Origin of the sequence: Pedobacter sp. R20-19 (genome assembly GCF_000708265.2) — a bacterium.
GTDB lineage: Bacteria > Bacteroidota > Bacteroidia > Sphingobacteriales > Sphingobacteriaceae > Pedobacter.
The window spans coordinates 217,018-229,133 of record NZ_JCKI01000004.1 but is presented as its reverse complement, the minus strand read 5'-3'; the positions used below and the strand labels follow the sequence as shown (position 1 = coordinate 229,133).

General features: G+C 38.0%; 6 protein-coding genes. 3 read left to right on the top strand and 3 right to left on the bottom strand.

The window, feature by feature from the left end:
• From AN34_RS11295 to AN34_RS11285, 3 genes are all read left to right on the top strand, one after another.
• Positions 1 to 1,425 (top strand): glycoside hydrolase family 125 protein, encoded by a 1,425-nt coding sequence (locus AN34_RS11295; RefSeq protein ID WP_029285419.1) that lies wholly within the window; start codon positions 1 to 3, stop codon positions 1,423 to 1,425.
• Between the two features lie 303 nt (positions 1,426 to 1,728).
• A complete protein-coding gene (locus tag AN34_RS11290; protein WP_029285417.1) occupies positions 1,729 to 1,926 on the top strand; it encodes a hypothetical protein in 198 nt (65 codons plus the stop codon).
• 73 nt (positions 1,927 to 1,999) lie between these two features.
• A complete protein-coding gene (locus tag AN34_RS11285) occupies positions 2,000 to 2,692 on the top strand; it encodes a lysoplasmalogenase (RefSeq protein WP_029285415.1) in 693 nt (230 codons plus the stop codon).
• A 214-nt stretch (positions 2,693 to 2,906) separates the two neighbouring features.
• On the opposite strand, the gene pbpC is transcribed toward AN34_RS11285, so the two are convergent.
• From pbpC to AN34_RS11270, 3 genes are all read right to left on the bottom strand, one after another.
• Positions 2,907 to 5,366 (bottom strand): penicillin-binding protein 1C, encoded by a 2,460-nt coding sequence (gene pbpC / locus AN34_RS11280; protein WP_231625531.1) that lies wholly within the window; start codon positions 5,364 to 5,366, stop codon positions 2,907 to 2,909.
• Positions 5,275 to 6,369, bottom strand: a complete 1,095-nt coding sequence (locus AN34_RS11275; protein ID WP_029285411.1) for a Fic family protein — start codon at positions 6,367 to 6,369, stop codon at positions 5,275 to 5,277. Before AN34_RS11275 ends, pbpC begins: the two co-directional genes overlap by 92 nt.
• Positions 6,370 to 6,493: 124 nt before the next feature.
• Positions 6,494 to 12,085, bottom strand: coding sequence for an alpha-2-macroglobulin (locus AN34_RS11270; RefSeq protein WP_029285409.1), 5,592 nt, complete (start codon positions 12,083 to 12,085; stop codon positions 6,494 to 6,496).
• Positions 12,086 to 12,116: the final 31 nt, after the last annotated feature.

Below are 12,116 nucleotides of genomic sequence, written 5' to 3'. Positions count from 1 at the left end.
ATGAAAAGAAGAACATTTATTCAAAATACAGGCTTGCTTGGAGCAGGAGTAGTGGCATCTAAGTTTTCATTTGCCGCTGAATTTGCTCCTGAGTTTCCAGTAGTTCGTGCTGCGGCTGGAAAAAGACATTTTGAAAGTAAAGCCGTGAATGCTGCAATAAAAAGCTTTCAGTCGAAAGTTAAAAATCCGGAATTGGCCTGGCTTTTCGAAAACTGTTTTCCTAATACATTGGATACTACGGTTTATTATTCAGAAAAAAATGGTCGCCCGGATACTTATGTGATCACCGGAGATATAGATGCCATGTGGTTAAGGGATAGTTCAGCTCAGGTTTGGCCATATTTACAATTTGTAAATGAAGATGAAGCGCTAAAAAAACTAATTGCAGGTGTGATCAATCATCAAACAAAATGTGTGATCAAAGATCCTTATGCCAATGCTTTTTATGGTGATACCAATAAAGTTGGTGAGTGGAAAACAGATGATACTGCTATGCAACCGGGTGTACATGAGCGTAAGTGGGAAATCGATTCGTTGTGCTATCCCATTCGTTTGGCTTATCATTATTGGAAAAAAACAGGCGATAAAGCTCCTTTTGATGCAGATTGGAGGAAAGGCATAGAAACAATTCTAAAAACCTTTAAAGAGCAGCAACGTAAAACAGATCACGGCCCGTATCATTTTCAACGTGAAACCAACAAACCAACAGATTCATTGCCGATGGCAGGATATGGTTTTCCGGTAAACCCTGTCGGATTAATTTGTTCGGCCTTTCGCCCAAGTGATGATGCTACAATTTTTCCTTTTTTAATACCCTCCAATTTCTTTGCTGTGTCCAGCTTAAAACAAGCTGCTGAAATGATCAGGGCACTTCAAAGTGATAAAACTTTAGAAAGCAATTTACTTAATCTGGCTGATGAGGTAAATGCGGCTTTGAAAAAGCATGCAATTGTGACGCATCCAAAGTATGGCAAAATCTATGCTTTTGAAACGGATGGCTTTGGAAGTAATTATTTGATGGATGATGCAAATGTACCTAGTTTATTGAGTTTGCCATATCTTGGTGCCATGAGTGCGGAAGATCCGATTTACCAAAACACCAGAAAATTTGTGTTGTCTAAAGATAACCCATATTTTTTTAAAGGTACCGCCGGCGAAGGAATAGGAGGGCCACACGTTGGTCAGGATATGATTTGGCCAATGAGTATTACCATGAGGGGGTTAACATCAAAAGATGATGCAGAAATCAAATATTGCATCAGTACGCTACAAAAAACACATGCAGGTACAGGTTTTATGCATGAATCTTTTCATAAAGATAATCCGGCTAAATTTACCCGTGCCTGGTTTGCCTGGTCTAACACTTTATTTGGAGAGCTGTTATGGAAAACATATCATGAAAAGCCTTCACTTTTAACCGTTTAATACAATTTTGGCTAAAGGCCTTTTACTATCTGTGGAGGCCTTTAGCTTTAAAATACATTTCGTTTTCGATCTTGCTTTGGAACGGATTGAATTACATCTTTTACAAAAGCCATCTCACTGGCTTGTCAAGAAAACCAAATTTCTTTACAATTAATGCTTCGCCTTATTAAAAATATGTTCAATTTTGCCAGCGTTTAGGGGTAAACTGGATTGGAGAATATTTTAATTTAATTGGAAATTTAAAATGTCGACCGTTAAGCTAGTTTTACCAGCAAATTTATTTACAATAAATATATCAATATCATGACTGTTTTAAATGATAACATTCCAACATCAACACTATTGGAAATTAAGGTAGGCGATACGATAAGTGATAAACGTGGATTATCAGGTGTGGTGGTTAATATTGCCATTCAGGAAACTGATGAATTTTTAATGTTAATTTTTGGACTTCAGGAAGGTGGCGAGATCAAAGCGAAAAAACTTCGCCAGGTTTGCTAACGAGAATATCTTCGTTACTATAATCAGGCTTTAAGTAATAACATTAAATTTGTTCTTCAATTTATAAATCTTAATGAAAACAAAACTTGTTGCCTTCATATTTACACTGGTATTTATCATTCAATTATATTCAGAAGTATCAGGACATACTTTGTTGAGCCAGGTTTCTAAACCATTCATCATTATTACATTATTGGTTTGGTTGTACCTGGCTACTCACCTTAAAGGTCGTTTCCATAAAAGAATCTTTACAGGTTTAATTTTTAGTTTGGCTGGCGATATCTTTTTGATGTTGCAATCTGAAAACGGAAGTTTTTTTAATTATGGCCTGATTGCATTTTTGCTTTGTCACATTTTCTATATCAGGGCATTTACACTCGATCATAAATCTAATCCAGAATTTAGAAGTCCTTTTTTTTTATGGGGTGCAAGTGCATTAATTATTTTTTGCATGGGCCTATTCTTTTACTTACAACCTAACCTGGGTGCTTGGCAATTTGCGATTTTGATGTATGCCATCATCATTACATTTATGGCTATTATGGCGCTTAACCGTTATGGGAAAGTAAATATCAGTAGCTTTAAATTGGTATTAGTCGGCGCATTACTTTTTCTGCTATCAGATAGTGTATTGGCTATTAATAAGTTCAGCAGACCTATTCCTCAGGCGGGAGTATTGATCATTTCCAGCTATATGTTAGCTCAATATCTGATCGTTTACGGAACAGTGATTCGTGAATTGGTGGTGAAGCAAACGGAAATATAGATATATTCGTTTTTTACCCACAAGGGAATACTTCAGTGAAATAATTGCCACAGCGAACACATAGTAAAAAGCAGAAAGCGCATTGAGCTCAAATTTTATTTCTCTTTTGCGAATGCTTGGAATGCTCTGTGTAATCTCTGTGCCCTCTGTGGTGAAAAATAACTCACCTAACTTTTTATTCTTTGCAGTTAAAATTTCCAAAAGAATATTCTCGCTATTTCTTTTTATCCTTATCCATCACAGTAAAAACCTGCACCAATCTTTCTCCATTTTCATCTACAAGCGTCAACATATGTTTTCCTGGCGGCGGACTAACAGCCAGTTGGTGATAATTGGTGGTGGTAGCAATATATTCATTGTCAATGTGCCAATAAATTTTAGAACTTTGATTTCGATGTGCTGCATTTAAAACTATTTTTCCACGCGTTCCATTTAGTTCAAGTGGAATATAAACGGAAGCTCCATTTTTTGGATAGATCAGCTCCATCACATTATTTCCGCCAGATAGATCACAGCCAGTGAGATAGGGTGGTAAGTTTCTATAATCACTGTTTTTAATCCTGTAATAATATTCCATTGCCGGTGGCAGAATAAACCAGCTTTTATGCTGCATGTTGGTTACACTTTCGCACTGATCGGTTACACGGTATGTTCCGGTTCTATCTAAATGAACAATTTTATGAAAGGGGCAAACAACGGTTTTTTCTCCGGCAACGGGTACCCATTCATCTATAACATCGGAGCAAAATTCTCCAGCCTTATAGCCACTTTGTTTACATACCTTAATTTTTTTAAGTTTAGTTTTAGGTGTTTCAAACCATTTGCCATTTGGCAATAACCTAAACAGATCAAATAAAACTGGTGCGGCGGCTTCTATACCCACCAAACCTGGTCGACCTTCACCATCAGCATTGCCTACCCATACACAAACTACATAATTTGGTGTTAAACCTACTGCCCAGGCATCGCGAAAGCCAAAGCTTGTACCTGTTTTCCAGGCAACCCTTTGTGATGAAGAAAATTGTTCCCATAGGCCTTCATCACCCGGACGCATTACTTCTTCCATGGCGTTAAAAGTTGCCCAAATGGCTCCGTGATCTAAAAAAGAGTTGCGTTGATAATCTTTTTCATGCTCCTGCTTAGTTTGATAATAGGTTGCCTGTTTATAATCATTGGGATCATATAAACCTTTATAAGCATTAAAATGGTTTAAAGTTCTCACCATGCCCATGTAAGTATTTGCCAAATCCCACATGGTTACTTCACTACCGCCTAAAATAAGAGATAGGCCATAGTGATCTGCCGGTTGATTTAATGTTCCAATCCCAATTTTTTTAAGTTTGTCGTAAAACCTTTCATACTTATATTGCTGCAGCATTTTCACGGCTGGTATGTTTAACGAACGACTTAAAGCCTTATCGGCAGCAATTGCACCATCGTATCCCAAATCATAATTTTGAGGTGAATAACCAGCAATTTGCGTAGGCACATCGGGAATCAGGGTGTGCGGCAGAATAAAGCCATCGTTTAACATACTGGCGTAAAGCAAGGGTTTTAATGTGCTTCCCGGGCTTCTTGGTGCTTTGATCATATCTACATGACTAAGCAATTCTGTGTTTTCAAGTTGATAAATGTTACCTACATAGCTAACCACATTACCGGTTTTAGCATCAAGAATTAATGCAGAAATATTATTGATGTCATTTGCACGGTAACGGTTATTATAACGCTTTAAAATAGCGTTCACTTTAAGTTGTATATCTTCATTTAGTGTAGTCGTAATTCTGGTGGAATTAATTTCCAAACTTGATCTTTCTACCTTGAATCGATTTAATAAATGCGGTGCATTTTGCGGCAGGGGCATGGGTTTTCCAGGAATAGGCTCCAGCTTTGATAGGTTTGCCGTGCCCTGATCTATGTACGTAAGCTTTGCTAATCTATCTAATAAATCATTTCGCTTCTTGATTAACCGGGTTGAATTTTTTCCAGGGTGAACCAATGACGGACTATTGGGTAAAACAGCTAAGGTGGCCATTTCACCCCAGGAGAGTGTTTTGGCATTACGGCCATAATAGCGCCAGCTTGCAGCTTCCAATCCAACTACGTTACTTCCAAATGGTGCGTTGGCAGCATATAGGCCAATAATTTCTTGTTTTGAATATTTGAGTTCCAGCCTAAAGGCTAGGATCATTTCATAAATTTTCTGCCATATGGTTCTGTCTTCTTTTCTTGATAATCTGATTACTTGCATGGTTAAGGTACTGCCACCACTCACTACACTTTTTGCCCGAATGTTTTGGCGCATGGCTCTGCTCATGGCCAGGAAATCAACTCCAAAATGATTGTAAAATCGTTTATCCTCAAAGGCAGTAATACAATCCTTGAATTTTACAGGCACAGAATCGGCCACCGGAAAGCGCCATTGTCCATCACTTGCAATTGCTGCACTCAATAAATTTCCATTACTGGCCTCTACCACGAAAGAGGTTGGAGATTTAAAAAGTTTTGAAGGTAAAAGTAACAAGAACACCACAAGCAAAGTAATACAAATGATATCTGTAATCAGAAATGCTTTTGGTGTTTTATGCATGATCGTTTTGTTCCAGAATATGAAGAAGTTTATAGTTGATGTAGATTTTTTCTTTGCCAACTCTGGTTGATTGGAGAAAGCCATTTTCTTCTAGTAAAATTAGGTAATTGCCTACAGTTTTAGGCGTTCCTAACTGCGCATCAATTAAGGTTTGGCGCTTAGAGTATGGTAATTTAAATAATATTTCTACCAGTTCTTTTGAGTATACCTTTGGCAATTTTAACTTTATTTTGGATGCAGTAGTGGCCATTAAATGATTAATGGCTTCCAATTGCAATAAGCCCTTGGTTGCTGTAACCTCAATCATATCAAGCATAAATAGGAGATATTGCTCCCAGTTATTTGATTCTGTTACCGCTTGTAAACTTTTATAATAGCTAATTTTATTTTTTATAATATAATCACTCAGGTATAATGCCGGAATATTTAAAAGACCACTTGTTTTTAGATACAATAACAGCAAAATACGCCCTGTTCGCCCATTTCCATCGCTAAATGGGTGAATGGCTTCAAACTGATAATGCATCATAGCCATTTTTATTAATGGATCAATCCCCTTGTCAGAATTTATAAACTTTTCCAGGTTGGCTAATTTATCCTGAATCAATTCTATACCAGATGGAGGTGTATAAATGATTTCTCCTCTACCATTTTTTAGTGAAGTCCCGGGTGTAGATCTGATGCCTGCTTCATTTTGCCGGATGCACTGAACAATTTTAATACATAAATTGGTGGTGATAAAGGGTTTGTCTTCCAGCTTTTCCAATCCTAACCACAAGGCTTTTTTATAGTTTAGCACTTCTTTTGTCGCGCTGTTTTCTGTTTTTGCTTCAGTTATCAGTGTTTTGTATAAATCATCATTCGTAGTAATGATATTTTCAATCTCTGAACTTGCCTTTGCTTCTTGTAAATGAATCGTATCTAAAAATAGCGTTGGATTAGGTAGATTGATTAATGCTCCATTTAATTGCGCCAGTACTCTACTTGCAGATATCGTTTTAAGCAGGACATTCTTGCTTTGGATGTCCTTTTTTGGAGGTAGTTCAGGCAATTGGTTATAAGGAATTTCTCTCTTGAAGCTTTTCATAACAAGCGTAACTTTTACCTTCAAAGGTAATTACGAGTGTAAATATATTAAAAATTTACACTCGTTACAAAAACGAGTGTAAATCTTACACTTGTACTAATGTCTAGCCAAAACATGGTTAGATCTATTTCACTACCTGCACCCATTTACCATCTTGTGTTGCCGAAACATCATTGTTATACATGGCCTCACATTGCACTGCTGATAAATAATATTTACCTAAATAGGAAGCATTCAGCAATACCTTGTAAACCAAGCTTTCATTTTCACGGATGTTGAAATAAGTGAAAACCCGGTCATCCCTGATATCCTGATAAGTGAAAGGAGATGAAGCCAGGATACTTTGATTATCATTTACCCTGGTGTTAATAATCTCCCATCCGGATGGGAAAATCTGCGTTAAAGCCATTTGTTCATAATATCCCATTCTTCCCGGATTCTTAACTGTTACCTCAGCATAGAAATCCATTCCTTGTTTCAGTGTGGTAGGATCTAGTGTGGTTCCATTTAAGCGTTTGTAAATTACATTCATATCCAATACCTCAGGTCGGTTTGGTAAGAAATTATTCTGACCTGCAACGGGTTGTCCTTCCAAAACCAAACGAACAAACAATACATTTTTACCACTATTGGTTACGGATGCGGTGTTTCCTTTAAAGTTTACTGCTGTACTGCTTAAATACTGATTCGAATTTACAGCGGCTGTTTTTCCATCTAGAACATATTGATATTGTAGTTTATTAGCAGACTGTGTAGTACCGCAAAATTTAGCAATGGCCAGTAAACTATATGCTGTAGTTTGGGTGCTATACCAGGTATTCTCACCTAATTTTGCTGCCAAAGGTTGTAATAAACTTGCTGCCTTAGCTTTCTGACCGAGCAAGGTTAAAGTCTCTAAAATCATTGCTTCATCGCGAACATCAGAACCGTAAGTTCCACCCAACTGTTTGTATGGCTGGATGGAAGTGTCTAATCCACGAATCATGTTTTGTGCCACATCATTTTGTCCTGCTAATTTATAAGCAGCAGCCAAACGCCATTTTGCAGAAACGGATAAGTACTCAAATGCTTTTAACCTGTTCATCGCAGCCATTTCTGGTTTTTTTGCAAGCGCAAGCATGTATAAGCGATAAGCCTGAGATAAATCGCCACCATAAAAATTATTGCTGTTAGGTGCCCAATTAGTTGCTTTTGTTTTTTGATAACGCAGTAAATCCTCTAGCAATCCTACAGGTAAGGTGTAGCCCGCATTTTGTGCTTCAACTAAAAAGTGGCCACCATAATTACTTCCCCATTCATCTGCATTTCCTTCACCAGGCCAGTAAGATAATCCACCATCAGTGGTTTGGAATCCTTTTATTTTATTAATTCCCGCTTTAATATTTTTCTCCGTCATGGCTTTTTGTTGCTCATTCAACGGACTTAACCGATCTAAATACAACTGTGGAAAAATACCTGAAGTAGTTTGCTCAATACATCCATGCGGATATTGGATCAGGTAACTCAGGCGTTTCTTTAAATTAATCGATGGGATAGAAGACACTTCAAGTGCACCTGAATTTGTTCCGGTCATCCCGATAGGTGAATAATTTATTGCCCATTTCTGACCAGGTTGAACGGTTGCAGAAACTACATTGGTTACATAAGGGTTTGGATTTCGAATATCCATTTCCACGTCATAGTCAGTTCGCTCACCGCCACTTTGTGCAATAACTTTCACTTTAGCAATGCCAACTGTATTAGGTGCTTTTACCTCAAAATAGGCCATTTGCTCTCCAGTTTGCTTGTAAAAAAGCTGTTGTTTATTGTTACCCTGAACAATTAGATTACTTGCCTGAAGTTGAACGGAAACATTTTTCAGATTTTTTTCTGTTGCAAAAACTGTAACGGGTAAAGTAAAGGTTTCACCCGGACCAATTACCCGTGGCAATGTTGCTAAAACCATTAAAGGCTTTTTCACCTGAACTGATTTTTCTGCAAAGCCATAAGCTGCATCCTGTCCGGCTACTACCATTGCCCTTACTGCTCCAATATATTGTGGTAATTTAAATTTATGGGTTTTGCTTTCACCTTTACCAATGGTAAATGGTCCCATATATTTAACCACTGCTTTAAATCGATTAGCTTTTGCTGGATTTAAGTTTTTATTGATACTGCCATCGCCACCAATACTTAAAATTCTTTCCAGGTTTCCACCCCATGCACCTAAAACATAATCAAATAAATCCCAGGTTTTAACGCCTAATCCTTCACGGGCATAGAATGCACCATGTGGGTCTGGAGTTTTGAAACGTGTTAAATCCAATAAGCCTTCGTCAACCAGTGCAATGGTGTAAGTCATTGCCTTTCCGTTCTGTTCTCCAACCGTAATGGTATTTACAGTTTCCGGTTTAATCTTATCCTGCATTTTGATGGTAGGTTTCAAAATGGTTTGCGGATCTTCTACCAGAATCGGAATTGCTCCATACATGCGGATTGGTAAATCATTAACCGTTTGTGCGTGAGGCTGTAATAATGTAATGTTAGCAAAAACATTTGGCGCCATTTCCTTTTCTGCCTTAAATTTATACTGGGTTTGTCCGGCTTTAGTATCAATCCAGAAGGTTTTTAAAACCCGACTTCCATTTTCAATAGATACCAGTGCTCTACCATTTTCAGCAGTAGGAATGGTTAGCGTAATATCTTCACCTACAGTAAATTTCTCTTTATTTGCGGTAAATGATAACATGGACGCTTCTGTTGGGTTTGATCCTTGTTCACGTTGTGCCCATCCCGGCCAATCTACATAAACTGATTTTCCGGTCACATGCCCACCATTTGCATCCCGAACTAAAATTAAATACCGACCCCATTCAGGTTCATCAATTTTTAAATTCCAGCTGCCTTTTCCATTTGATAGGGTAACTTGATGTGTTTCTACCAGCTTGTTGTATTGATTTTGTGTGAAGTTGGCATAGGTATACTGATCATCCTGTTCCCACCACCAGCGCCATTGTGTTTTGTATAGTTCTACCTGTACGGTTTTACTGCCAGAAAGTAATTTTCCATCTGTATTCACATTTACAATCTCAATTTTATGGTCTTTGCCGGTAACCAGCATGCCACTGAGTTTATCTCCCTTTTCCGGGCGAATACCCAAATAGCTTTTATAAACATGATAAGGAATACTAAAATTATCAATACTAAAATTCCCGCCTGGTTCAAAAACTTTCGTAGTAAAATTAGCCCTTAAAACACCCGGAGCGGTATTGTTTTCATTTAAATTGGTATTGACTTGCGCACTTCCTGCGGCATTTAATGTACCCTCAAAAATGGTCTTCACCTGCGATTCAAAGTTAACCGTAGGGTTATCAAAACTGTAGCCTTCAAAGCCTTTGAATTTAGTTTCTGTGGTATTTAAATTCACATCAACCTTAGCCTTTAAATTTTGAGCGGCAGCACCAAACAACCATTTAGCTGATAGGGTAGCGGCAGAAGTTCCGGTAGTAAGATAAGGCCTGTTGCCAACATTAAAATCAATCTTTAACCGGTTTGGCATAACCGTTTCAATCTTAAGGGTTTTGGTAAAAGTTGCTCCACCAGCCTTCACTTTTGCCATCCAGTTACCGGTTGGTGCTGTATTTTCGGTTGACGTTTTGAAAGTGTAAAAACCATTTAAAGGCTTGCCATTAATCAGGCGTTTGTATAATTGCCCTTTTGGGTTATAAAATTCCATGGTAACCGGATAATTTGCCGGCAGTTTTTTTAGTTTATCTTCCAGTACGAAAGACACAAACAAACTATCTCCAGGTCGCCAAACTCCACGTTCCCCATAAATAAATCCTTTTAAACCACTTTGAACTACATCGCCGCTTACATCAAAACGACTCAATGGGAGCGAACTTCCATCATCTAGTTTTAGGTATCCACGTTCCGAACCATTTTTTGCAATCAGCAAAAAGGGCTGGCGTTTTAAGTCAAAACGGGCAAAGCCATCACCGTCTGTCTTCGTTGTAAAAATGATCTGCTTCTGGTAATCCATCAACTCCAGATCAACTCCGCTTAATGGTTTGGCTGTTAACAAATCTGTGGCTACAATCAGCATGCTGTTATCATTTCCTCGTTTAGCAACCAAACCGATATTGGAAGCCAATAAATTCCTGCTTACCCAACGTTGGTTGGTATAAAATGACGGTGTACAAGGATTATCCTTGTCATTCCAACGGTAATTGGTAGGGTAGTAGTTATTGTATCTTTGCCAGAAATCGTCATCTTCATCTATTTTTTCACCATATCCTTCGTTCTCACCATAATAGCTATCTTCCCCATCACTTTCCTCTTTCTCATCATTAGCTTTACAGTTATAAGCATTGTATTCCCTTCTGAATGCGATGGTTACACGGTACATGGCACCAGGCTCTGTACGGATCATCTTATCCAAATCTAGTGTAAAGCGATTTTTTTTATGCAGGTTTAAAGATTTGTCTTCATCCAGTCGTATGGTTTTCTGCAGAATCGGTTTAGCTACTCTTCTAAGTTCATTTCCATCACGGTAACTATTGCTCTGGAAGAATTGAGGAATATTATTTTCATATATTTTAATGACGGTAACATCTACTGCCTTAAGGTTGATGGCTTCAAAAGGTAATACGAGTTTGCTTGAATTTGGCAGAATTGTGCCCGCACCTGCAATGGTTACAGCTGGTAATTTATCTTCAAAAACCAGATTGGCAGTTTTGCCACCTGCTAATGTTTTGCCATTAATATTTTCTACGCCATTGTTAACGTTCAAAGTGTAATTTCCTTTCAGCTCTTCTGCTGCATACACCTTTACCTGACTGGCATCTATCGTAAACCTTAAATCACTTAAATTTCCAAGCGCAATCATACCTGTTAAATCCTGACCTACGCCAATGGGTTCAGAAAATTGTACCAGGGCGTAGTCTTCTTCGCCCTGAATCGCTTTCATATCCAGAATTTCAAATTTGTTTAAGGCAGGTATACGGATTTCTTCTTTACCTTTTTGCGCTGCATCCAATTCATCGCCATCCCAATCTAATTTAAGGGTTTGGTCTGATGCTTTTTTCTTGATGCTATCTACCGTAAATTTTGATATATTTTTTGCAGGATCGTGCTGCCATTTTATTTTTAGTTTCTGGTCAAAATCAAGGGTAATGACTTTTTCAATTTTAGCGGTTTCTTCGGCATCTGCTGTAGCCACTTCACCTGTCAGTTTCATATACTCCAACGAAGTATTATTTTGAGAAACCAAACCATTTTGAGTAAGCATAATGCCAGGTGTAATCACCTTGAATTCAAAATCAAAATCTTCCAGTCCTTTTTCCGTTGCCGAAACTTCCGATAATTTGAAGCTTGCTTCGTATTCTTTACCTGGTTTCAGGTTTTCATCTGGTCTGAATTCAACCGTTTGTGGATCAATCCAATAAGTTTTTCCCGAAATAGAAGGCGAGAAATCGAACAAGTCCCTGGAGTCTGCCTTTCCCAAATCCTGCATACCCGTTGCTGCATTGGCAAGGTGAACACGGATAAAACTTTTCTTAGATATTGTGCCCGAGGTATATGCCTCAATGTATTTGGCATAGGCCTGATTGTCTTCATTTGATTTTTTCTTGTGACGGAAATAAATAAAGACGATTGCAGCAATAGATACGGCTAAAAGACCTATAAAAATAAATTTCTTTTTGGATGATGATTGATAGGTAGATGGTTGCTCCATTTTGGAATTATGTTTTATTTTAGATGGAGGA

Bases quoted from the DNA above. Each gene is read 5' to 3' on its own strand.
- AN34_RS11275 (WP_029285411.1), bottom strand. From the start codon at position 6,369: ATGAAAAGCTTCAAGAGAGAAATTCCTTATAACCAATTGCCTGAACTA.
- AN34_RS11270 (WP_029285409.1), bottom strand. From the start codon at position 12,085: ATGGAGCAACCATCTACCTATCAATCATCATCCAAAAAGAAATTTATT.
- pbpC (WP_231625531.1), bottom strand. From the start codon at position 5,366: ATGGCTTTCTCCAATCAACCAGAGTTGGCAAAGAAAAAATCTACATCA.
- AN34_RS11290 (WP_029285417.1), top strand. From the start codon at position 1,729: ATGACTGTTTTAAATGATAACATTCCAACATCAACACTATTGGAAATT.
- AN34_RS11285 (WP_029285415.1), top strand. From the start codon at position 2,000: ATGAAAACAAAACTTGTTGCCTTCATATTTACACTGGTATTTATCATT.
- AN34_RS11295 (WP_029285419.1), top strand. From the start codon at position 1: ATGAAAAGAAGAACATTTATTCAAAATACAGGCTTGCTTGGAGCAGGA.